16 protein-coding genes and 1 pseudogene are annotated in these 21,779 nt (G+C 69.5%); 13 read left to right on the forward strand and 4 right to left on the reverse strand.

The genetic code is table 11. The features are described from left to right. Positions 1-346: 346 nt before the first annotated feature. Complete coding sequence (locus tag C7C45_RS30600) at positions 347-3,061, forward strand: glycoside hydrolase family 97 N-terminal domain-containing protein (protein ID WP_110567964.1); 2,715 nt, start codon at positions 347-349, stop codon at positions 3,059-3,061. Positions 3,062-3,111: 50 nt separating this feature from the next. Here C7C45_RS30600 and C7C45_RS30605 read toward each other — a convergent pair whose 3' ends face one another. After that, on the reverse strand, positions 3,112-5,256 hold the full coding sequence (locus C7C45_RS30605; RefSeq protein WP_110567966.1) for an alpha-galactosidase: 2,145 nt from the start codon (positions 5,254-5,256) through the stop codon (positions 3,112-3,114). Between the two features lie 57 nt (positions 5,257-5,313). Here C7C45_RS30605 and C7C45_RS30610 point away from each other — a divergent pair, with 57 nt between their 5' ends. Genes C7C45_RS30610 through C7C45_RS30630 form a run of 5 tightly spaced genes read left to right on the forward strand, consistent with a single transcriptional unit; the run spans position 5,314 to position 12,052 of the window. Continuing rightward, entirely contained in the window at positions 5,314-7,848 is a 2,535-nt protein-coding gene (locus C7C45_RS30610; protein ID WP_110567968.1) for a glycoside hydrolase family 97 catalytic domain-containing protein, read from the forward strand. Between the two features lie 59 nt (positions 7,849-7,907). Next, positions 7,908-9,149, forward strand: a complete 1,242-nt coding sequence (locus tag C7C45_RS30615) for an ABC transporter substrate-binding protein (RefSeq protein WP_110567970.1) — start codon at positions 7,908-7,910, stop codon at positions 9,147-9,149. Then, complete coding sequence (locus C7C45_RS30620) at positions 9,146-10,066, forward strand: carbohydrate ABC transporter permease (RefSeq protein ID WP_110567972.1); 921 nt, start codon at positions 9,146-9,148, stop codon at positions 10,064-10,066. The genes C7C45_RS30615 and C7C45_RS30620 overlap by 4 nt, the downstream gene beginning before the upstream one ends. Then, positions 10,059-10,898 (forward strand): carbohydrate ABC transporter permease, encoded by an 840-nt coding sequence (locus C7C45_RS30625; protein ID WP_110567974.1) that lies wholly within the window; start codon positions 10,059-10,061, stop codon positions 10,896-10,898. Before C7C45_RS30620 ends, C7C45_RS30625 begins: the two co-directional genes overlap by 8 nt. Further along, the gene (locus C7C45_RS30630) at positions 10,895-12,052 is read left to right on the forward strand and encodes an ROK family transcriptional regulator (RefSeq protein ID WP_110567976.1); all 1,158 of its coding nucleotides are present in this window, start codon (positions 10,895-10,897) and stop codon (positions 12,050-12,052) included. Before C7C45_RS30625 ends, C7C45_RS30630 begins: the two co-directional genes overlap by 4 nt. Before the next feature lie 422 nt (positions 12,053-12,474). Here C7C45_RS30630 and C7C45_RS30635 read toward each other — a convergent pair whose 3' ends face one another. Beyond that, positions 12,475-13,206, reverse strand: a complete 732-nt coding sequence (locus C7C45_RS30635) for a cation efflux transmembrane domain-containing protein (protein WP_110568012.1) — start codon at positions 13,204-13,206, stop codon at positions 12,475-12,477. Beyond that, positions 13,206-13,550, reverse strand: coding sequence for an ArsR/SmtB family transcription factor (locus C7C45_RS30640; protein ID WP_110567978.1), 345 nt, complete (start codon positions 13,548-13,550; stop codon positions 13,206-13,208). Before C7C45_RS30640 ends, C7C45_RS30635 begins: the two co-directional genes overlap by 1 nt. Positions 13,551-13,699: 149 nt before the next feature. Between C7C45_RS30640 and C7C45_RS35950 the strand changes: the two genes are divergently transcribed. The 6 genes from C7C45_RS35950 (at position 13,700) to C7C45_RS30665 (ending at position 20,293) form a co-directional block, all read left to right on the forward strand. Then, positions 13,700-14,008 (forward strand): cation efflux transmembrane domain-containing protein, encoded by a 309-nt coding sequence (locus tag C7C45_RS35950; RefSeq protein ID WP_208641469.1) that lies wholly within the window; start codon positions 13,700-13,702, stop codon positions 14,006-14,008. Further along, entirely contained in the window at positions 13,981-14,328 is a 348-nt protein-coding gene (locus C7C45_RS35620) for a cation efflux transmembrane domain-containing protein (protein ID WP_208641471.1), read from the forward strand. Before C7C45_RS35950 ends, C7C45_RS35620 begins: the two co-directional genes overlap by 28 nt. Positions 14,329-14,536: 208 nt before the next feature. Further along, positions 14,537-14,899, forward strand: a complete 363-nt coding sequence (locus tag C7C45_RS30650; protein ID WP_110567980.1) for a MarR family winged helix-turn-helix transcriptional regulator — start codon at positions 14,537-14,539, stop codon at positions 14,897-14,899. 26 nt (positions 14,900-14,925) lie between these two features. Further along, the gene (locus C7C45_RS30655; protein WP_110567982.1) at positions 14,926-16,380 is read left to right on the forward strand and encodes an MFS transporter; all 1,455 of its coding nucleotides are present in this window, start codon (positions 14,926-14,928) and stop codon (positions 16,378-16,380) included. Between the two features lie 112 nt (positions 16,381-16,492). Beyond that, a complete protein-coding gene (locus C7C45_RS30660) occupies positions 16,493-16,786 on the forward strand; it encodes a DUF1330 domain-containing protein (protein ID WP_110567984.1) in 294 nt (97 codons plus the stop codon). A gap of 192 nt (positions 16,787-16,978) precedes the next feature. After that, on the forward strand, positions 16,979-20,293 hold the full coding sequence (locus tag C7C45_RS30665; RefSeq protein WP_110567986.1) for a S8 family peptidase: 3,315 nt from the start codon (positions 16,979-16,981) through the stop codon (positions 20,291-20,293). 157 nt (positions 20,294-20,450) lie between these two features. Here C7C45_RS30665 and C7C45_RS30670 read toward each other — a convergent pair whose 3' ends face one another. Further along, positions 20,451-21,380 (reverse strand): cation diffusion facilitator family transporter, encoded by a 930-nt coding sequence (locus C7C45_RS30670; protein WP_110567988.1) that lies wholly within the window; start codon positions 21,378-21,380, stop codon positions 20,451-20,453. A gap of 203 nt (positions 21,381-21,583) precedes the next feature. Here C7C45_RS30670 and C7C45_RS30675 point away from each other — a divergent pair. Beyond that, positions 21,584-21,679, forward strand: a pseudogene (locus C7C45_RS30675) (IS5/IS1182 family transposase); the annotation flags it as partial. Positions 21,680-21,779: the final 100 nt, after the last annotated feature.

Here is a 21,779-nt window from a genome sequence, read left to right on the forward strand (position 1 = left end):
TAGTGCCACGACGTGCCGGTGTGCCCTCACCTGCGAAGGAGTGCCCTCATGACCTCGTACGCAATCCGACGCTTAAGTGACCCGCCAGCTTCGAGCCGAGCAGCACCCGGCGGTGCGCACGACTGCCCGCATCGCGGCCCGGCTCCGCGCCCTGCATCCCCTCTTGCGGGCGCGGAGCCGGTGCCGCTTCCCGGCGGCCGGGCGTGAGATTCGTCTAGCGCGGGCGACGGTTCCCTCGGCTGGCAGTCAGGAGAAAACGACCCCCACCTGAATACTTGACGATGTGAACTAATCACCCTCAGACTGGTCCGCACCATCACGAGCCGTCGATTCATCAGGAGAGCGAATGCACGCTTCACGTCTGGTTGCCTGGCCGGCGATACTCGCACTCACGGTCGGCCTGGGCCTGGTCGCCGCCACGCCGGCGTCGGCGCTGACCGTGCACACCGTGACCTCGCCCGACGGGGCCACATCGTTCAACGTCCGTAACGAGGACGACGGCACACTGACCTACAGCGTCGTGCAGGGCGGGCAGTCGGTCCTCAACTCGTCCCGGCTGGGCGTGGTGACCGCGGCGGCCGACCTGTCCACCGGGCTGTCGTACGACGGCAAGAGCGTCACCACCGTGTCCCAGTCGTACACCCTGGTCGAGCGGTTCGACGGGCCGGTCACGTCGACCGCGAACCAGATGACGCTGACCTATCACCGGGGAGCGGCGCAGCTGCGGGTCGTGGTGCAGGCGCACGACGACGGCGTCGCCTTCCGGTACGAGGTGAGCGGCGTCGGAAACACCACCATCACCGCGGAGGCGACCACCTTCGCCCTGCCGTCCGGCACCGGTCTGTGGGCCAGCGACTATCGCGGCGCGCGGGACTACGAGGAGCGGTACCCGTACGTCTCCGCCACCTCGATGGGCGCCCGCCACTTCGCCATGCCGACCCTCGGTAGCCTTCGCAACAACGCCGCCTGGCTGCTGCTCACCGAGGCCGACGTCTACGCCGACCCGAGCTACCCGGCGGTCCGCCTTGATGCCCAGGGCGACGGCAACCGCATCCTGAAGGCGCAGTTGCCAGGGCCTGACGGCAACGTCTTCGACACGTCGGTCACCGGCACGCAAGCCCCCACGTCGGGCGCCTTCACAACCCCGTGGCGGGTCGCCGTGACGAATTCGTCGCTCGAAACGGTCACTACCAGCAGCCTGGTCACCGACCTGAACGCCGATCCTTCCGCCGGCACCGACACCTCCTGGATCACCCCCGGCAAGGCCCTGTGGTCGTGGTGGTCGAACGAGGAGAACGCCGCGGCCGGCGACGACATGGTGCGGTCGCAGAAGCAGTACGTCGACGCGGCCGAGGCGCTGGGCATGCAGTACGTCACCGTCGACTGCTGCTACAACGACGCCAACACCGACGTCGAGACGATCGCCGCGTACGCGAAGAAACACGGCATCAAGGTCTTCGTCTGGAAGAACCGGGGCGACTACACCAACCTCGACGGCAGCTACTTCAATCAGAATCAGTTGAACGCCGCGATGCAGGCGATCGCAAACCGTGGCGTGGCCGGCGTCAAGATCGATTTCATGCAGTCCGACCGGCTGGAGACGATGGCGCTCTACGACCGGATCGCCCGGGCCGCGATGTCCGCCAGGCTGCTGGTGAACTTCCACGGCAGCACCAAGCCGGCCGGAGAGAACCGCACCTACCCGAACATCATCGCCACCGAGGGCATCCTCGGCAGCGAGCAGTACAAGTACGGGCGCCCACCGACGGCCGCCGATGACGCGACGTACCCGTTCACCCGCAACGTGGCCGGCGGCATGGACATGACCCCGGTGATCTTCTCCACCAGCGCGCTGCTCACGACGCACGCGCACCAGCTCGCGCTCAGCGTGGTCTTCACCTCCGCCATGCAGCACTTCGCCGACTCGGCCGCGGCGTACGAGACCTGGGTCGGGCGGCACTTCCTGCGGGCCGTGCCGACGGTCTGGGACGACAGCCGCCTCGTGGAGGCGTTCCCCGGCAACTACGCCACGTTCGCGCGCCGTTCGGGAGAGGACTGGTACATCGGTGCGATCACCGACGGCGCGCGGACCACCAATGTCCCGTTGTCGTTCCTCGGCAGTGGGACGTACACCGCCACGATTTTCAAGGACGGTGGCACGGACCAGCAGATCGCGACGGAGACCCGGCTGGTGACCGCGGCGGACTCGCTGGCCATCCCGCTGCGCGCACACGGCGGCGCGGCCGTGCAGATCAGCCGGACGCCCCTGACCTTCGGCGGAGCCGCCGACCGGGTGATCGAAGCCGAAGCGCCGGGCAACACCCGCTCTGGTGGCGCGGCGCTCGGCGGCTGCCCGGGCTGCTCCAGCGGACAGAAGGTCGGATTCCTCGGCAACGGGGGAACGGTGGCGTTCAACGCGGTCCAGGCGCCGGTGGCCGGCACCTACACGCTGCGGATCGGGTACCTCTCTGAGGACGCTCGCGCGTTCACCGTCGCCGTCAATGGCGGGACCGCCCAGACGGTGAGCCCGCCGCGCTCGGGCAAGGGCAACGCCGGCAACCCCAGCGGCTGGGAAATCGTGCGGGACGTCGACGTCTCGGTCACCCTGGCTGCCGGCAGCAACACCGTCACGATCGGCAACCCCGGCGGGTACGCGCCGGACATCGACCGCATCATCGTGCACCGGTCGTACGAGGCCGAGTCGCCTGCCAACTCGCGGACCGGTACCGCCACCGTCGCCGCCTGCACCGGGCCGGAGTGTTCGGGCACCAAGGTGGGCGACCTCTACGGCGCCTCGACGCTCACCTTCAACGGCGTCACGGCGCAGCAGGCCGGCTCGACCACGGTCCAGATCCGCTACGCCAGCGTCACCCCCCAAACGGTGCAGGTCCGGATCAACGGCGGCAGCCCGCGCACGGTCTCGTTCCCGGTCACCGCGGACCGGAACGACGTCAGCACCAGGACGCTCAGCCTGCCGCTGACGGCCGGGACCAACACCATCACCCTCGACGCGGCCGGTGGCTACAGCCCCGACATCGACCGGATCATCGTCTGGCAGTAGGCGGGTGCCCGGCCCGGTCCGCCTCGCGCGGACCGGGCCGGCCGCGTCCATCAGTCGTCGGCGGCGGTCAGTTCCAGCAGCATCGCCTGGCCCGGGTTGAGCAAAGGGAGTGGCACCCCGTCACGGGTGAGCACCCGGCCGGACAGGACGACACCCTGCTCGGCCTCGGTGAGCCAGGCTGGGTCGGCGACCTGGTGTCGGCTGGCCGGTCCGGTCTCCGGGCGGATCCGCACCCGGTAGCGCCGGCGCGGATCAAGGCCGGGCAGCGCCACCCGTGGGGTGTGTGCGGTGGCGCTCGTGTCGGTGCGCACCCACGCGTATACCGCGTGCTTGCGGTCGGGATCGACGACGCCGTGCAGCAGCGCGCCCTCGTCCACGTCGTCGGCGCGCACCGTTCGCCCGCCGTGCAGCAGCGGGCGAAGCTCGCGGTAGAGCCGCGCCCACCGAGCCAGGGCCTCCAGCTCGTGCGGGTCGCAGGAGAGCAGGTCCCACTCGATGCCGGCGTGGCCGAAGAGCGCGGTGACCAGCCGGAAGGGCAGCACCGCTGTCCGGTGCGTGGTGTGCGCCTCGGCCGGGCCGACGTGGCTGCCGACAAGCTCCGGCGGCAGCAGAGTGGCCGTCCACCGCTGGATCATGTGACGTTCCACGGGATCGTTGGTGTCCGACGCCCAGACCCGCTGGGTGTGCGCCAGGATCCCGAGGTCGGCGCGCGCTCCGCCGCTGGCACAGCTCTCGACCTCCAGCGCCGGATGCCGGGCGGCCAGCTCGTCGAGCAGCCGGTATAGCGCGAGCGTGTGCTCGTGCACCCCGGACGCGCCCGTTCTGCTGTGGAGCGAGGCGTGCAGGTCGCGGTTGTGGTCCCACTTGATGAAGTCGACCCGGCAGTCGGTGACGATGCGGTCGATACGGTCGAGGAGGTACGCGACCACCTCCGGCTGCGACAGGTCCAGCGCGAACTGGTGCCGCCAGCCCAGGTCGGGCAGTTCGCCCAAGAGCCACTGCGGGTGCGCGCGGGCCAGGTCGGAGTTCGGGTTGACCATCTCCGGTTCGAACCAGAGCCCGAACTGCATTCCCAGCTCGTGCACCCGGTCGCTGAGCTCGCGCAGCCCTCCGGGCCAGACCGTCTCGTCGACGAACCAGTCACCCAGGCCGGCCGTATCGCCCCGCCGCCCGCGGAACCAGCCGTCGTCCAGGACGAACCGCTCCACCCCGACGTCCGCGGCCCGTTTGGCGAGCTCCGTGAGGCGGTCCAGGTCGTGGTCGAAGTACACCGCCTCCCAGGTGTTGAGCACCAGCGGCCGGGGGGGCGAGGGGTGCTCGGGCCGGCTGCGGACGCTGCGGTGGAACCGGTCGGTGACGCCGTCGATGCCCTGGTCGCTCCAGGCGAAGAGCACCTCGGGGCTGTCGTACCGCTCGCCCGGGGCGAGCCGGACCTCGACGAGGTCGAGCAGTTCGCCGGCACCGATCACCGCTGAGTGCACGCCCGCACCCTCGGGTAGCCGTTCGACGAACTGCTCCTGGTTGCCGCTCCACGCCAGGTGGCAGGCCCAGATCTCACCGGTGCGGAACGCGAACCCCGGGGTCCCGGCCAGCACCAGGAACGCGGAGTCGTGCCCGGGCCGGCCACGACGCGATGCCCGGGACCAGGTCCCGTCCCCGACGAGCCGTCGTTGGGGACGCCGTTCTCCGGTCCACTTGCCGGTGAAGTCGAGGATCTCGCGGGCGCGGGCCGGCAGGGGGAGCAGCAGGCGCAGCGCTCCGACGGCCAGCTCGCCGTCGGTGCTCCGGTTCTCGATGGAGGCTCGGGCGTGCAGGACCCCGGCGGAGTCGAGCCGGTAGTCGACGGTGACCAGGGCCAGCTCGCCGTCGGCCAGCTCGAAACGCGCCGTGGTGGCGTCGGTGGTGGTGCCGATGTGGTGCAGCGGCCCGCCGGTGGCACCGCCGACCTCCCACTGCACCGCCGGGGTGCCGGACCAGCCGTGGTGGCGGTCGGCGACCACCGGGAAGGACCGGGGTGCGTCGAGGGAGCTGTTGAGCACCGCGGCGACGTCGGTTGCCAGCAGGCCCGGCACGTCGTCGTCGGCGAGGGCGGCGCCCCAGTGCACGAGCGCCGGCAGGCCCCACCGGTCCGGTGTCAGCAGCAGGCTGACTCCGCCGTTGCTCAGGTGGGCCGGGCCGGACGAGGGGCTCCCCATGGATGAACTTCCTTTCCCGGCAACCTGCGCCGAGTTTATTGACACCGTTAAGTAATCATGTCTACGCTCCGCCCTGACCGCAACCCCGTACGGCCGGCGATCGGCCCGACGCAGGAAGACAACGACCCGATGGACCTCATCCCCGCCGCGGTCACCTCCGCCGATGGCACGACCACCCACGGCGCGCTCACCGTCGAGCTGCGCCTCGGCGATCCGCTCACGCTGACGGTGACCCGCGACGACCGACCGGTGCTCGACCGGATCGAACTCGGCGTGACCGTCGACGGCGTCCGGCTGGGTCGTGGCTCGACCGTCGTCGGCGTGACCCGCCGCCAGGTCCGGGAGAGCTACCGCCGGCACACCGGCAAGGCCGTCGGCGTCGGGCAGGTCGACCACCTGGAGACGACGTACGCCCTGCGCGACCCGGACGGGCGGCCCTGGGGGCTGGTGGTCCGGGTCGCGCCCGACGGTGTGGCGTTCCGCTACCTCGTACCCGAAGGCGGGGTGCTGGGCGAGGAGCTGACCCGGTGCCTCCCGGTCCCCGACGGTCGGGCGTGGCTGTTGGATTACCAGACCTGGTACGAGACCCCGCGGTTCGGCTGCGACCTGAGCCGACTCACGGACGGCGACTACGGGTTCCCGGTCCTGCTGACCGCCGGCGGCGACCTCCACGCACTGCTGACCGAGTCGGACATCGACGGGCGCAGCTCCGGAGCGCACGTACGGTTCGCCGCCGGCGCCTTCGCCGTGGTGACCGCCGACGACGCGGTGGCCGTCGACCCCGGGCACCGGACCCCCTGGCGGGTCGCCGTCGTCGGCGACCTCGCCGAGATCGTCGCCTCCCACCTGGTCGACGACCTCGCCCCGGCCGCCACCGGCCCCGGCACCCCGCCGCGGCCAGGCCGGGCGGCCTGGTCCTGGTGGTCGAGCCAGTACTCCGGCGCCTACCTCGAGGACCAAAAACGGTTCACCGACTTCGCCGCCGCGCAGGGCTGGGAGCACGTGCTCGTGGACTGCGGCTGGGATCCCACCTGGGTGCCGGAGCTCGTCTCGCACGCCAGCGCCCGCGGGGTGCAGGTGCACCTGTGGAGTTCCTGGTCCGACCTGGACGGCCCGCAGGCGCTGGCGAAGCTGGCCCTGTGGCGCTCCTGGGGTGTCGCCGGGATCAAGGTCGACTTCATGGAGTCGGAGTCGCAGGAGCGCTACCGCTGGTACGACGCGATCATCGCGGAGACCGCCCGTGTCGGGCTGATGGTCAACTTCCACGGCTCGGTCATCCCGCGGGGCTGGGCGAGGACCCACCCACACGTGGTCAGCTACGAGGGGATCCGCGGCGCCGAGTACTACGTCTTCTACGGCGACCCGCTTACCGCCGCGCACAACGTGATCCAGCCCTTCACCCGCAACGTCGTCGGGTCCATGGACTACACCCCGGTGACGTTCAGCGCTCCGAAACGCGAGACCAGCGACGCGCACGAACTCGCCCTCGGCGTCGTCTACGAGTCGGGCATCACCCACTTCGCCGACGCCCCGGAGCAGTACGAGGCCCGGCCCCTGGCCGCCCGCTTCCTCGCCGAGGTCGCCCCAGCCTGGGACGAGACGCGGCTGCTGGCCGGGCACCCCGACCAGCGGGCCGTGGTGGCCCGGCGGGCCGGGGACCGCTGGTTCGTCAGCGCGATCAGCGCCACCGGACCCGAGGCGATCACCCTGCCCCTGGCCGGTCTGGTCGACGGGCCGGTCGACGTCTGGCTCGTCACCGACGCCTCGGGCGGCGGACTGGCCGAGACGACCCTGCGCGAAGTCACCAGCGCGGCGATTCCGGTCGAGCTGCACCGCAACGGTGGCTTCGCCGCCATCGTGGCGCCCGCGGGAACACCGCTGTTCCGAGCCGCCGCACGCCCGACGTACCCGTTGCCCACGATCACGCCTGCCGTGGGCGTCCTCGACGCCGACGGCACGGCGACCCTGGTGGCCGACCCCGAGGCGACCCTGCGCCTCGCCCCCGGCTGGTCCGCCACCGCCGGGCAGACCCCCGGGCGGTGGACGGTGCACGCGCCGAATCCAGTCGCGCCGGGCGAGATGACCGTGGTGACCGCCGAGATCTCCGGCTCCGAGGACGGGGTTCCGGCCGTGTCCCACGCCCGGATCGTCGTCCCGCTCCCACCCGGTGACCACTCGCTGTCCGCGTTGCCCTTCCTGGCCTGCCGCAACCAGGTCGGGCCGGTCGAACGCGACCGCGCCAACGGCGGCGGTGACCCCCGCGACGGCGGCCCGCTGACGGTCGCCGGTGTCAGCCACACCGAAGGGATCGGGGTGTCGCAGCGGTCTGCCGTGGAGTTCGCCCTCGCCGGCGGACCCCGCCTGCTGACCGGCGCGGTCGCCGTGGACGACGAGACCCCGCACGCCGTCGCGGTCGCCACCGTCACCGTGGACGGCGTCGTGCGCGGCACGTGGGAACTGCGCGGCGGCCAACCGCCGGTCCCCTTCGAGATTCCCCTCGGCGGTGCCACCCGACTCGAACTGCGTACCGACCCCGGACCCGACGCGGCCGAGGCGCACATCGACTGGATCCAGCCCCGGCTCGTGGTCTGACCACCCACCCGACAAACTCCGCCACCCCCGGCTCGCCGGTCACCGAAGTGAGGAACCCCATGAGGAAATGGATAGCTGCCGCGATGGTGGCGACGATGGCGCTGGTCGCCGGCTGTTCGTCCACGGACAGCGCGGACGACGGTCCCGTCACCCTGACCTACGGCGTCTGGTCGCAGGAGGAGACCATGCAGAAGCTGGTCGACGCGTTCCAGGCGCAGAACCCCAACGTCAAGGTCAAGCTGCAGGTCAACCCCTGGACCGACTACTGGACCAAGCTCCAGGTCGGCGCCCAGGGCGGCACCGCCCCGGACGCCTTCTGGATGCTCGGTGACCGCTTCCAGACGTACGCGTCGAACAAGCAACTGCTACCCCTCGACGACGCCATCAAGCAGGCCAACATTGACCTGGCCGTCTATCCCAAGCCGCTGGTCGACCTCTTCACCCTGGATGGCAAGCACTACGGCCTGCCGAAGGACTTCGACACCATCGGCCTCTGGTACAACAAGCAGCTCTTCGACGCCGCCGGCGTCAAACACCCCACCGCCGACTGGACCTGGGCTGAGGTGCAGGCGGCAGCGGCGAAGCTGACGAACAAGAGCGCCGGGGTGTACGGGATCACCGCGCCGCTCAACCGCCAGGAGGGCTTCTACAACACCATCGCCCAGGCCGGCGGGTCCGTCATCTCATCGGACGGCAAGAAGTCCGGCTACGACGACCCGAAGACCCAGGCCGGCCTGCAGTACTGGGTCGACTTCGTCCGCAAGGGCCACTCCCCGACGCTGCAGCAGATGGCCGACACCGAGGCCGTCGCCCAGTTCGAGAACGGCAAGGTCGCCATGTACTACGGCGGCTCCTTCTACGCTCAGCGGTTCCACGAGAACACCGCCCTGCGGTCGAAGGTGGACGTGACCGTGCTGCCCAAGGGTGAAACTCGTGCCACCGTCATCAACGGCATCCAGAACGTCGGGTACGCCAAGTCCAAGCACCCGGAACAGCTCCGGAAGTTCCTGCTCTTCCTCGGCGGCGAGGAGGCCGCAAAGATCCAGGCCGCTACCGGCGCTGTGATCCCCGCGTACAAGGACACCCAGCAGGCCTGGGTCACCTCGATGCCCGAGTTCAACCTGAAGGCGTTCCTCGACGAGATCCCGTACGGCGTCGTGTACCCGGTCTCGGCCAACACCGCGGTGTGGAACAAGTTCGAGGAGGACAGCCTCGCTCCCGCCTGGGAGGGCAAGCAGTCCGTGCCGGAGGCGGCCGGCAAGCTGGCCCGCGAGATGAACGAAGCGCTCGCCAAGGAATGACGACCATCACGACCGGGAGCGGCGTCGCCAGGCGCCGCTCCCGCACCCCCCGCAAACCGTCGCTGATCGGCCTGGCCTACGTGGCACCTGCCCTGGCCGGCCTGCTGGCGCTCTACATCGTGCCGCTGGCGGGCACCTTCCAGCTCAGCCTCAGCGAGACCGGGCCGTTCGGCGACAGCACCTTCACCGGTCTGGACAACTACCGCCGGCTGGCCGGCGACGCGGACTTCTGGCTGGCCCTGCGCAACAGCGCCACCTACACCGCGATCGTCCTGCTGGGCATCCCCATCGCCGTTGTCCTGGCGGCCCTGATCCATTCGGTCGACCGCTTCAACAACCTCTACCGGGTGCTGTTCTTCCTGCCCGTGGTGACGCTGCCCGTCGCGGTCGGCATGGTCTGGCGCTACATCTATAACGGCGAGTTCGGCATCCTCAACCAGGCGCTCGGGCTGGTCGGCATCGACGGTCCCAACTGGGTGGCGGACCCGGCAGTCGCCATCTACGCGGTCTCGGTGGTGGGCATCTGGACGAGTCTCGGCACGAACATCATCATCCTCGGCGCGGGGCTGCGGGGCGTACCCAAGGAACTGCTCGAGGCATCGTCCATGGACGGAGCCGGACCGGTGCGGCAGTTCGTCTCCGTGACCCTGCCGCTGCTGTCGCCGAGCATCTTCTTCGTGCTCACCCTGTCGATCATTTCCTCGCTGCAGATGTTCGACCTCATCTACGTGATGATCGGACGGGGCTCCACTGCGGAGAGCGGCGCCCAGACGATGGTGTACCGGTTCTTCCAGCAGTCCTTCGTCGAGTACGACCAGGGCTACGGGGCTGCGAACGCCATCGTGCTGCTGACCCTGATCATGATTGTCACCGCCGTCCAGTTCCGGCTGCAGAGGAAGTGGGTCTTCTATGGCTGAGCAGGCACGCCGCGCGCCCCGGCACCGTCAGTGGCCGGCCCACCTCCTGCTGCTGCTCGCCGCCGGCGCCATGGTCTTCCCCTTCGTCTGGCAGGTGCTGACCGCGTTCAAGACCGTCCCCGAGTCACGGGCCGTGCCGCCGGTCATCGTCCCGTCCGGCTGGGGGTTCGACGCGTTCGGCCGGTTCTTCGAGTCGCTGCCGGTCGGCAATCTCTTCGTCGTCTCAGTCGGGGCACTCGTCCTGCGGGTCGCCGGACAGTTGCTGCTTGCGTCCCTCGCCGCCTACGGCTTCGCCCGCTTCACGTTCCCCGGTCGGGACGCGATCTTCGCACTGTTCCTGATCATGCTGATGGCACCCAGCCAGCTGTTCCTCATCGCGCAGTTCAACTTCATGAAGGACTTCGCGCTGCTGGACACCCTGCCGGCGATCGCGTTGCCCGGCCTCTTCTCCGCTTTCGGCACGTTCCTGCTCCGGCAGGCCTTCCTCGCCATTCCCCCGGAGTTCGAGGAGGCCGCCCGGCTCGACGGCGCCAACTCGTTTCAGATCTTCTGGAAGGTCATGCTCCCCATGACCGGCCCGACCTTGGCCGCCCTCACCCTGCTCACCTCGCTGTACTCCTGGAACGATCTGCTCTGGCCGCTGGTGGTGACCTCGTCGAAGGAGAGGATGACCCTTCCGGTCGGCCTGGCAAACCTGCAGGGGCAGTACGGCACCGATTATCCGACTCTCATGGCAGGATCGATGCTCGTGTCGCTGCCGCTCATCGTCATCTTCATCGCCCTGCAGCGACAGTTCTTCGCCGGCATCGCATCGAGTGGACTCAAAGGATGACCGACCTCGAACGCATCCCCGTCAGATCCCCCGCCTCCGTCGCGGTCTTCCGCCGGATCCTCACCCACGGACCGATCGGCCGGGTCGACATCGCCCGGGCCACCGGCCTGTCCCAGGCGATGATCACCAAGGCGGTCACCCCGCTGATGGCGGCGGGCTTCGTCGAGGAATCGGAGTTCACCCGCACCGAGAACGGAGTCGGTCGGCCGATCAGTCCGCTCGCCGTCGTGCGTAACCGGACGTACCTGGCCGGGATCAAGGTCACCGCGGACCGCAGCTACGGCGTCCTCACCGACCTCGGCGCCGACCCCTTGGCCCAGGTCGAGGCCGGTCACGCGAACTCAGGGCCGGACGAGGTGCTGCGCGCGATGAACCAGATCGCCCGCGAGCTGCGCCGCCGCTCCCCGAGCGGCCGTCTCGACGGCATCGGCGTGGCGGTCTCCGGTGACGTCGACCGCGCTGCGGGCGTCGTGCGCGACTCACCGCTGCTCGGGTGGCGCTCCGTGCCACTGCGGGAACGGCTGCAAGCGTTGACCGGCACGCCCGTGACGGTGGAGAACGACGTGCGCGCCCTCACCCTGACCGAGAACATGTTCGGGGCGGGCCGCGACGCGGCGACGCTGGCGGTGGTGACGATCGGTGCCGGCATCGGCTGCGGCCTCTTCCTCAACGGGCGCATCGTTCAGGGTGCGCACGGCGTCTCCGGGGAGATCGGGCACCTCCCGCTCGCCCCCGGCGACCTGGTCTGCACCTGCGGGCGACGCGGGTGCGTCGAGACGGTCGCCTCCACCAGAGCCATCGTCGATCGGGTCCGGTCCGCCGCCGGTAAGGCGGCCCTCACCATCGACGACGTCTTCGACCTGGCCCGCCGGGGCGACCCGGATGCAGTCGCCGCGTTCGCCGCCGCCGGCGAAATGATCGGCGCGGCCCTCGCCGCACTGGTGAACCTCGTCGGACCGGAACTCGTTATCATCGCTGGCGAGAGCGTCACCGAGTACGACCTCTACGCCGACCGCCTCCGCGCCACCTTCGCCGAGCACGCCTTCGGCGCCGCCATCGACTGCGACATCGTCCTGACGCCGCACACCTTCAACGACTGGGCCCGCGGCGCTGCCGTCTGCGTGATCGAGGAGATGGCAGGCGGATCCCTCTGACCCGCCACCTGCCGGCCAGTCACACTGAGACGACCACGGCTTACGAATCCGTCGAAATGGGCGGAGCGCTGGAGCGGTTCCGAGAAGAAGCGGAGTCCGACGTCGATCACTCCCGGGCGGGAGCAGCGAGCCCGCATCACCAACTGCGTCTCCGATGTGGACGCCCCGCGTGCTCGGAGCAGACGTGGGGCGAGCCGGACGACGGCGGAGCCGAGGGATCATCCCCGCGTGCGCGGGGAGCAGCCGCCGGGTGTGCCGAAGAGTCCTGGGGGTCAAGGGGTCGTCGGTTCGAATCCGGCCGTCCTGACAGCGAGAGGGTTTCCGCAGTTCAGTGACTTGCGGGAGCCCCCTTTTCATTGCTCGACATGGATGTCCGGTTTAGCACGCCGCTGTTGGACTCCTTGACTCGGCAGATTGTCATGTCACTTCTGGGCCTTACCCTGCACAGCAACGTCGTGGCCGGTGGTGCAGCACCCGTTGGCGTCGGAGCCGGCGTCGGGGGAGCGCACGGCGGCACCGGGGGCGCAGCAGGTGTCGCCGCGCCAGGCTTCGCGGCCTTCCTTCACCGCGACCGCGGCGATGACCAACGCGGCGGCGGGGTCGGCCCACCACCAGCCGAACAGCGAGTTGACCGCCAACCCAACCAGCAGCACCGCCGAGAGGTACGTACACAGCAGGGTCTGCTTGGAGTCCGCGACGGCTGAGGCCGACCCGAGTTCGCGTCCCGCGCGGCGTTGCGCGGCCGACAGGACCGGCATCACCGCCAGGGACACCGCGGCCAGGACCAGACCGATCGTGGAGTGCTCCGCGCGGTCCGCGCCGACGAGCGCGCGCACCGACTCCACGGACACGTACGCGGCGAGGGCGAAGAACGACAGCGCGATGACCCGCAGCGCGGCGCGTTCCCGGCGTTCGTGGTCGGGGCCGGAGAACTGCCAGGCCACGGCGGCGGCGGAGGCCACCTCGATGACGGAGTCGAGCCCGAACCCGATCAGCGCGGTCGAGGACGCCATCCTCCCGGCGCTGATGGCGATGACCGCCTCGATCACGTTGTAGGTGATTGTCGCGGCGACGAACAGGCGCACCCGCCGGATCAGGATCGACCGTCGGGTCGGGGACGGGCTGAGCGAGATGAGCGGCAGCGGCGTGCCCATCAGCAGCACCCGTCGGATTCGGCGGCCGGGCAGGCAGCCGGATCGACCGCCAGGACCAGGCCGAGCAGGTCCCCGAGGGCATGCGCGAGGCGCGCGTCGGCGAGTTCGTAGCGGCTACGGCGGCCCTCGGGAACGGCGACGACCAGGCCGCAGCCCCGCAGGCACGCCAGGTGGTTGGACAGGTTCTGCCGACTGGTGCCCAGCAGGTCGGCGAGGTCTGACGGGTAGCCGGGCCCTTCGCGCAGAGCGAGCAGGAGCCGGGAGCGGACCGGGTCGGACAGAGCGTGACCGAAGCGGGCCAGGACCTGTCCGTGCGTGAGAGTCTCCACAATCCGACAGTACATCAGCTAATGAATAAACAGAATGCTGAACTGTTTGGTCACGAGTCTTGACTCGGCGCGACCCAAATATCTTTGTATGCGCGCATGATTTCCGGTCTGATCGGCCAGCGCGACGATGCCAGTGCGGCGAACATGGCGAGGGGGAGCCACGGATGGGCTACGGCCATGGCCACAGCCCTCAGGTGACGGCGACCGGGCAGCACCGCCGAGCCTTGGCCGGCGTGCTCACGGTGTCGGTGGTGATCTTCGCTGTCGAAGGCGTCGGTGCGGTCATCACCGGCAGCCTCGTGCTGCTCGCCGACGCCGGGCACGTCCTCACTGACACCGGCGGTGTCGCCCTCGCTCTCGGCGCGGCCATGCTCGCCGCCCGCCCGCCCGCCCGCCCGCCCGCCCGGCGTCCAGGCGATGCGCCTTCGGCTGGTCACGGGCGAAGATCCTCGCCGCCGCCGTTAACGGCCTGATCCCGACCGGGATGGGCGTCTATGTCTTCGTCGAGGGCGTCCGGCGTCTGTTCGAACCCGTCGACGTGCAACCCGGCGGTATGGCCGCCTTCGCCGCGATCGGTCTGGTCGGCAACCTCGTCGGGGTGGCGTTGCTCTACCGTGCCCGCGACGCCAGCCTCAACATGCGCGGCGCGTTCCTCGAGGTCGCCACCGTCGCACGTCCGTCGACGTCGTCGACCGTCCATGAACCGTCGCCTTCACTGGGCCAGTCAAGTTGTCCGCTGCGGTGCCCGTCGCCGGATAAGGCACGCCAAGAAGCCCAAACGCAAGCAACCTGACTACTGCGCCACCTTCTGGTGCCGCCACGCGGCCCCGTCCCCGGCATCGCCGCAGGCGTGATCGTCGGCGGAGACGCATAAAGGGTCAATATAAATCTGCTATGCTTCAGGCTTGAGTCGCCGAGACGCCGCGCACAGCGCTTCCGATGCCATCGGGTCAGCCCTCTACGGTCTGGCCACCAGGGCCGTGAGACGCCTTCCCCGCGACATGAGCCTGACGTCCGCCGCCACCTTGGCCACCCTGGACAAGACCGGCCCGCGACGGATCACCGATCTGGCGGTGGCCGAGGGTGTCACCCAGCCCGCGATGACCGTCCTGGTCCGGGTGATGGAGGAATCCGGGCTGGTCGAGCGGAAGGGCGATCCGTCCGACAAGCGGGTCACGCTGGTGTGCCTGACCGAGGCCGGCGCATCGTACGTCCGGACGCGACGCCAGGCGGGCGTCGACGCGTACGCGCGGTTGATCGACGAACTCACCGGTGACGAGGTCGAGGCCTTGGCAGCAGCCCTTCCGGCGCTGCTGCATCTGGCGGAGCTCGAAGGCCACGCCCGAGAGGAGTCGGACCGGTGACCGCAGCCCAGGCTCATGACCAGCCCATGAGCACTGCCCTGATACGTTCCGAGGCACGTCTGCTGGTCCCCGCCCTGATATTCATCGCCCTGGTCGTGGCGGCGGTCGCCAGCCTCGGGACGCCGCTCATCACCAGTGTGGCGACCACGTTCCACGTCTCCCTCGACAGCGCCCAGTGGACGCTGACCATCGCCCTGCTCAGCGGCGCCGTCGCCACACCCGTCCTCGGCCGGCTCGGAGCCGGTCCGCACCGGCGGGCCACGATTCTCGCCACACTGGCGATCGTCGTCGTCGGCAGCGCGCTCACCGTGCTGCCGCTGCCCTTCGCCTGGCTGCTCGTGGGCAGAGCAGCCCAAGGCGTCGGACTCGGTCTCACGGCGCTGATGATGGGCGTGGCCCGCGACCATCTTCCCGAGGAGCGCAGCGCGGCGACGATCGCCCTGATCTCAGTGGTCTCCATCATCGGAGCCGGCGCCGGCTACCCGCTGGCCGCGCTGCTCGCCGAGTTCGGCGGACTGCGGGCCGCCTACGGCCTCGGCCTGCTCGTCACCGCCATCGCCTTCGTGACCGCGTGGCGCTCCATGCCCGCAGCTCCCGAAGGCCGCTCCGCTCACGTGAACGTCGCCGCTGCGCTCGTCCTGGCGGGTGGACTGCTCCTCGTCCTGTTCCTGGCCGGCGAGAGGAGCCTGTGGAGCCGACACCTCGCCGTGGCGGTGACCCTTGCCGTCGCCGCCGTCCTCCTGCTCTGCGTCTGGACCGTTTCCGAACTGCGAACCAAGACGCCCCTGGTCGACGTCCGGACAGTACGGCACCCGGCGGTCGCCGGGGCGAACATCGCCATGTTCGTCGGCGGGAGCGGCATGTACCTCCTGCTCACGCTCATCACCCGCTACGCGCAGACGCCGCACAGCGCTGGCTACGGCTTCGGGCTGACCACCTTCGTGGCGGGGCTGGTCCTCATCCCGTTCTCCGTGCTGGGGTTCGTCGCCGGCAAGCTCACGCCGCGGGTCCGCGAACGGATCGACGGCCCCCTGCTCCTGGCCGGCAGCGCCGCCATCGTCGGCGGCGGGTTCGTCCTGTTCGCCACCGCCCGGTCCAACCTGGCCGAACTGCTCGCGGCCATGGGCGTGCTGGGCTTCGGCGTCGGCAGCTTCTCGGCCGCCATGCCCGGCGTCATCCTGGCCGTCACCCCCAGGAGCGAGACGTCGAGCGCCATGAGTTTCAACTACGTCGTCCGCAGCGTCGGGTACTCCCTGGGCAGCGCCATCGGCGGTCTGGTCCTGGCCGCCGGCACCGCCACGGGCCGCCTCTTCCCGAACGACGGCGCCTACACGACCGCGGCGCTGGTCGGCGTCGCCGCGATGGCGATCACGACCATGGCCAGCCTCGCCCTCGCCCGCCGACGCTCACCCGAGACCAATCCGATCACAGCCCCAGTCGGTGGGCCGGCCCCGGGCCGGTCGAGTCGAACCGGAAGCTGAGGATCGAAGCCGTCCGACTTCGACGCCGTCTCGGTCGGCTCGCTGACCGACAGCGCGGCGGCCATGGATCTGAGCATGCTTCTGAGCATCAATTCCGAACACAGGAGGTACCGTGGCCAAGGGCTACTGGGTCAGCGCCTACCGCACCATTTCCGACCCCGAGAAGCTGGCCGCCTACAACAAGCTGGCCCCTCCGGCCGTCCAGGCCGGGGGCGGGCGGGTGCTCGCCCGCGACGGTCGGGTCGCCGCACACGACGCCGGAATCGCCGAGCGCACCGTCCTGATCGAGTTCGACAGCTTCGAACAAGCGGTCGCCGCACATGCGAGTGCGGCCTATCAGGAGGCGCTGGCCGCACTTGCTGACGGCGTCGAACGCGACTTCCGCATCATCGAAGGCCTCGACTGACGATCGAGGCTGCGTCGGCGACGAACACGAAGCCGACCGCACATTCATCGTGTATGCCTGTGCCGGCCGGATCAAGCCTGCGCGCATCGCCTCCTCCACGTGATCAAGTTCACTTCGAATCCAGGCAGCGTGTCGTTCGTCCGTCCTCGACTTACCGACGGACGGATACCTCACGGAGGGCGCTGGGTGACGATGGGGAAACGAGTGCGAGGAATATGGGCGGCGGCGCTCAGTGTGGCGCTGGCCGTCGCGGGTGTGGGGCAGGCGGGGGCCGCCGAGTCCGACGGTACGGCGGTCTCCGGGAGCACCAGAGTCGACGCGGCGGATTCGCTGCGTACGGTGACTTTGGTTTCGGGAGACCGGGTTCGAGTTCGGTCCGGCACATACGAGGTACAGCCTGGTCCCGGTCGCGAGCGGATGGTTTTCGCACAGCACCGGATTGGTGGCCACGATTACGTCATTCCGGCCGATGCGCTGTCCATGATCGGTGCGCGTCGAGTTGACCGCCGGCTGTTCGACATCACCGAGTTGCTGGCATCGAGGTACGACGACGCCGAGCAGACGGAGCTGCCGCTGCTGGTACGCGCGACGGACCAGACCGCGGCCAGGCAGCGCGCTTCCGGCTACGCGGTGGCACGTGACCTGCCGGGGATCAGGGCTCAGGCGGTCCGGGTCCCCAAGAAGCGGGCCGGAGAATTCTGGAGGTCGCTCGACGCGCAGGTTGCCGGCAAGACCGCGAGCGCTGGCGTGGAACGGGTGTGGTTGGACGGGCAGCGTCAGATCAGCTTGGACCACAGTGTCCCGCAGATCGGTGCACCAGCGGTGTGGCAGGCGGGCCGAACCGGCCGGGGCGTCACCGTCGCGGTGCTCGACACGGGCATCGACGCCACGCACCCGGACTTCACCGGCCGACTGGCGCAGGTACGCAACTTCACCGACGACCCGGACGCCGATGATCATGTGGGCCACGGCACCCATGTCGCCTCGATCATCGCCGGTTCGGGTGCCGCCTCCGGTGGCCGGTACCGGGGCGTGGCGCCTGACGCGACGTTGCTGGTCGGCAAGGTCTGCACCGATGGTGGGTGCCCCGACTCCGCGATTCTCGCCGGAATGGAATGGGCCGCCGCCAATGGCGCGGTGGTAGTGAACCTCAGCCTCGGCGGCGCCGACACCACCGAGTTGGACCCGCTGAAGGAGGCGGTGGAGACGCTGACCGCGCGTACTGGCACGCTCTTCGTCGTGGCCGCCGGCAACAGCGGGCCCCAAGCCCGAAGCATCAGTTCTCCGGCCAGCGCCGACTCCGCGTTGGCCGTGGGCGCGATGGATGGCGCCGACAAACTCGCCGAGAGCTCAAGCCGTGGCCCGCGGCTGGCCGGTGGCGCGATCAAGCCGGAGATCACCGCACCGGGCGTGGACATCGTCGCCGCCCGGGCGCGCAATTCTGAGGCGGACGACCCGGTTGACGAGTCGTACACCCGAATGTCGGGAACCTCGATGGCGACGCCACATGTCGCCGGTTCCGCCGCGTTGCTCGCCCAACAGCACCCGACCTTCCGGGCGGCGGATCTGAAGGCGACTCTGATGGGCACGGCCAAGCCCGATGCGACGTCCCGGCTCACCGAGCAGGGTGCGGGACGCGTCGATGTGGCGGCGGCATCGGGCTCGACATTGCGGGCCGACCCACCAGCGGTGGATCTCGGCATCGCGAAATGGCCCCACCAGGACGACCGGGCAGCCAGCCGTACCGTCGCCTTCCGCAATGACGGCGCCACGGCGGCAACGCTGTCGCTGACGGTCTCCGTGACCGGGCCTGACGGCACCCACGCGACAGACGGCATGTTCCGCATCGAACCAGCGCAGCTCACGGTCGCGGCCGGTGGTTCGGCGTCGGCGACCATCACCGCCAGAACCGCCATCTCGGGCTCGGAAGGGGTGTACGAGGGCCGGGTGGTCGCCAGCGGCCCCGCTGGCGTGGTGCGGATCCCGGTGACCATCGACCGGGAACCGGAGAGCTATGACCTGAAGCTCACGCACCTGGACCGTACGGGCAGCTTGACTGACAGTTACAACACCTTTCTGGATGGTCTCTCCGCTTCCGGCACCGTCGTGCCCTACGAGCCGGACGGGACAGCCAGCATCCGGCTGAGGGCCGGCAGTTACCACCTCACCAGCGTGATCTCGGACGAGCACGGCGATGATCGCCTCGTGTCCCTGCTCACCCAGCCGCAGCTCGAACTGACGGCGGACACCACCGTCGTGCTGGACGCCCGGCTCGCCAAGTCCAGCACGGTGACCGTGCCCCGGCCAGCGGCAACGCCAACCGGATCGGTTATCGGGTACTACCGGCACCTGCCGGACGGCAGTCTGAACGCTGCGTCAGTATTCTCGTTCGGCGGCATGACACCGCTATTCGCCGCACAGTTCGGTCCCGCGCTCCCAGGGAACGAGATGCGGGGACGTCTGCAGACGGTCTTCACCGAGCCAGGTCCCGACGGGCAGTTCGGGTCCGGATCGCACCGCTACCACCTGGCCTGGTTCCCGTCCGGACAGGTACCGTCCGGGATCCGCCAGGAGGTGCGGACCGCGGACCTGGCGCAGGTGGAAGCGACATATCCCGCAAGCGAGTCCGGCACGATCGGTGAGAAGACGGTCTTCGCGTCGCGTCCGGACTACACCGAATCAGTGTCCTTCGGCGGCACTGTTCCACTGCCGGCCACGCGCACCGAGTACTACTCCCGAGCGGACGACATCCGATGGTCGGCCGACGTCAGGATGGGGGAGGTCCAACAGATGTCGGCACCCACCGCCTATCCGGCCGGCCGGCAGACCGAATCATGGCAGGCGGGCCCGCTGAGCCCCGGCTTCCCGGCACCCCCGTCCTCCATTACGGTCTTTTCCGACGGCTACTGGGTCACCCGACAGGGAAATCGGATCTTCGCCGCCGTTCCGCTCTTCTCCGACCGGGATATCCGGCACGCCGGCGTCGCCGACACCACCTCCTACACCCAACGACTGCTCCGCGACGGGCAGCCCGTGCCCTTGATCGACGATTACGACTACGAAGTGCCTGCGGCGGCGGCGAATTATCGATACAGCGTCACCGCTACCCGAGACACTGAACTCTCCACCCGCGTGCAGGCCGAGTGGACGTTCCGCTCCGAAAAGTCGGAAAAGCTGGCCCGCCTGCCGGTGATGGCGGTGCGCTTCGCACCCGCGCTCGACGGCGACAATGCGGCGCCGGCCGGCAGAGACCTCCGCATCCCGGTCACCGTGCAGCGGCAGGCCGGTGCGACGCCAGCACAGGTACGGTCGCTGACCGTCGAGGTGTCGTTCGACGACGGCCAGACCTGGCGACTCGCATCGGTCCAAAAATCCGGTGCTGGCTGGCTCGCCGACGTGCACCATCCGGCCGGCGCTGGTTACGCCGCGCTACGCGCGTACGCGGTTGACCAGAGCGGCAATACGGTGCGCCAGACCATCATCCGCGCGTACCGAATCAAGGGCTGATCCCGGCGCATGCCCTCACCTGCGCGATGAAACGACGCCTTGCTGGCCCCATTTCCACGTCGGGGCCAGCAAGGGCGAGGCGGGGGTGGTAGCGGTTGGCCGGTACTCAAGCAGGCACGGCCGGGTCATCAACGATCCATCCACAACTGCTCGCGGGTTAAAGGCCGGCGTCCGTCGGGTTGAGGAAGACGAACCGGATCGCCGGATTACGCGCGGTGAGCCGTCGCCTGGCCTCGTCGGCCACGTCCTCGATGTCGGCGGCCCTGACTTGGTCGGCAAAGTCGATCTTCGCGATAACGAGAATGTCGTCGGGACCGAGCTGCAGGGTCAGCAGCTCCACGATGCCTTGCACGTTGGGCAGGGCGGACAGTTCCCGACGAATCTCGTCCTGAACTGGCTCCCTTGCAGACCGGCCCACGAGCAGTGCGAGGTTGTTGCGGGCCAGAACGGTGGCCACCACGAGGAGCAGTACACCAATGGCGACCGATGCGATGCCATCCCAAACCGGGTCACCGGTCAGCTCGGCGAGCCCCAGGCCCGCACCGGCCAATCCCAGGCCGATCAGGGCGGCGCTGTCCTCCAGGAACAACGCCTTGATGGCGGTGTTGGGCGTGCGCCGCAGGACCCTGGCTGGACTGATGCCCCAGCGCTTGGCCCGGCGCCGCACCTCCCGCACCGTCCGCAGCAGGGACACCGACTCCAGGACGAAGGAGACGACCAGCACCGCGTACGAGACGAAGTAATCTCCAGTCTCCTTGGCCGATGCGATGACGTGCACACCGTGGGTGATGGAGAAGCCGGCGCCGCTGACGAAGGTGAAGACGGCGGCGAGGAGGGCCCAGATGTAGCTCTCCCGGCCGTAGCCGAAAGGCCGCCCGGGGTCGGCCCGGCGACCGCCACGACGCAGCGCCACGAACAGCAGCACCTCGGTTGTGGTGTCGGCGAACGAATGCGCGGCTTCCGACAGCACGGCCGCCGAACCCGAGAGTAGACCCGCAACCACCTTGGCCGCGGCGACAGCGACGTTGACGGAGCCGGCCACGATCACCGTGCGGACGCTCTGCGACTGCCCGTCCGATTCGGTCATGAAGCCAGGCTATGGGCCGGGTGCCGGCCGGGCGGACAAACCGGCAGGCACACGCGATGCCATGGGCCACCAGCCGCCGGCTGAGCTTCGCCAACGACCTCACCCTCTGCAGCTGATCGCGGTAACCGCCAACGTGAATGAGGTTAGGGGCGACCACTTATCGCATGATGTGGACCACCGTGAAATTTCCAGCGGTGAGCCCACACGGTGACACCTACACCCGGCTCGCTGCCGGCTTCGGGATCGTTGTCGCCACCACCTGGCGCAACGTGCAGGAGGCGATCACACAGCTCGCGTCGCGGTGGCGACGATGCTGCGCAGCCCGGCGGCCTACGTAATGACCTCTTCGGCGAATCCGAAGAGGTCAGTTCGCTCCCGGTCGTCAGTCGGGCGGGGTCT

The organism is Micromonospora arborensis, from assembly GCF_003205615.1.
Classification (GTDB): domain Bacteria; phylum Actinomycetota; class Actinomycetes; order Mycobacteriales; family Micromonosporaceae; genus Micromonospora; species Micromonospora arborensis.

Bases quoted from the DNA above. Each gene is read 5' to 3' on its own strand.
- C7C45_RS30600 (WP_110567964.1), top strand. From the start codon at position 347: ATGCACGCTTCACGTCTGGTTGCCTGGCCGGCGATACTCGCACTCACG.
- C7C45_RS30605 (WP_110567966.1), bottom strand. From the start codon at position 5,256: ATGGGGAGCCCCTCGTCCGGCCCGGCCCACCTGAGCAACGGCGGAGTC.
- C7C45_RS30610 (WP_110567968.1), top strand. From the start codon at position 5,314: ATGTCTACGCTCCGCCCTGACCGCAACCCCGTACGGCCGGCGATCGGC.
- C7C45_RS30615 (WP_110567970.1), top strand. From the start codon at position 7,908: ATGAGGAAATGGATAGCTGCCGCGATGGTGGCGACGATGGCGCTGGTC.
- C7C45_RS30620 (WP_110567972.1), top strand. From the start codon at position 9,146: ATGACGACCATCACGACCGGGAGCGGCGTCGCCAGGCGCCGCTCCCGC.
- C7C45_RS30625 (WP_110567974.1), top strand. From the start codon at position 10,059: ATGGCTGAGCAGGCACGCCGCGCGCCCCGGCACCGTCAGTGGCCGGCC.
- C7C45_RS30630 (WP_110567976.1), top strand. From the start codon at position 10,895: ATGACCGACCTCGAACGCATCCCCGTCAGATCCCCCGCCTCCGTCGCG.
- C7C45_RS30635 (WP_110568012.1), bottom strand. From the start codon at position 13,206: ATGGGCACGCCGCTGCCGCTCATCTCGCTCAGCCCGTCCCCGACCCGA.
- C7C45_RS30640 (WP_110567978.1), bottom strand. From the start codon at position 13,550: ATGTACTGTCGGATTGTGGAGACTCTCACGCACGGACAGGTCCTGGCC.
- C7C45_RS35950 (WP_208641469.1), top strand. From the start codon at position 13,700: ATGGGCTACGGCCATGGCCACAGCCCTCAGGTGACGGCGACCGGGCAG.
- C7C45_RS30650 (WP_110567980.1), top strand. From the start codon at position 14,537: ATGAGCCTGACGTCCGCCGCCACCTTGGCCACCCTGGACAAGACCGGC.
- C7C45_RS30655 (WP_110567982.1), top strand. From the start codon at position 14,926: ATGAGCACTGCCCTGATACGTTCCGAGGCACGTCTGCTGGTCCCCGCC.
- C7C45_RS30665 (WP_110567986.1), top strand. From the start codon at position 16,979: ATGGGGAAACGAGTGCGAGGAATATGGGCGGCGGCGCTCAGTGTGGCG.
- C7C45_RS30670 (WP_110567988.1), bottom strand. From the start codon at position 21,380: ATGACCGAATCGGACGGGCAGTCGCAGAGCGTCCGCACGGTGATCGTG.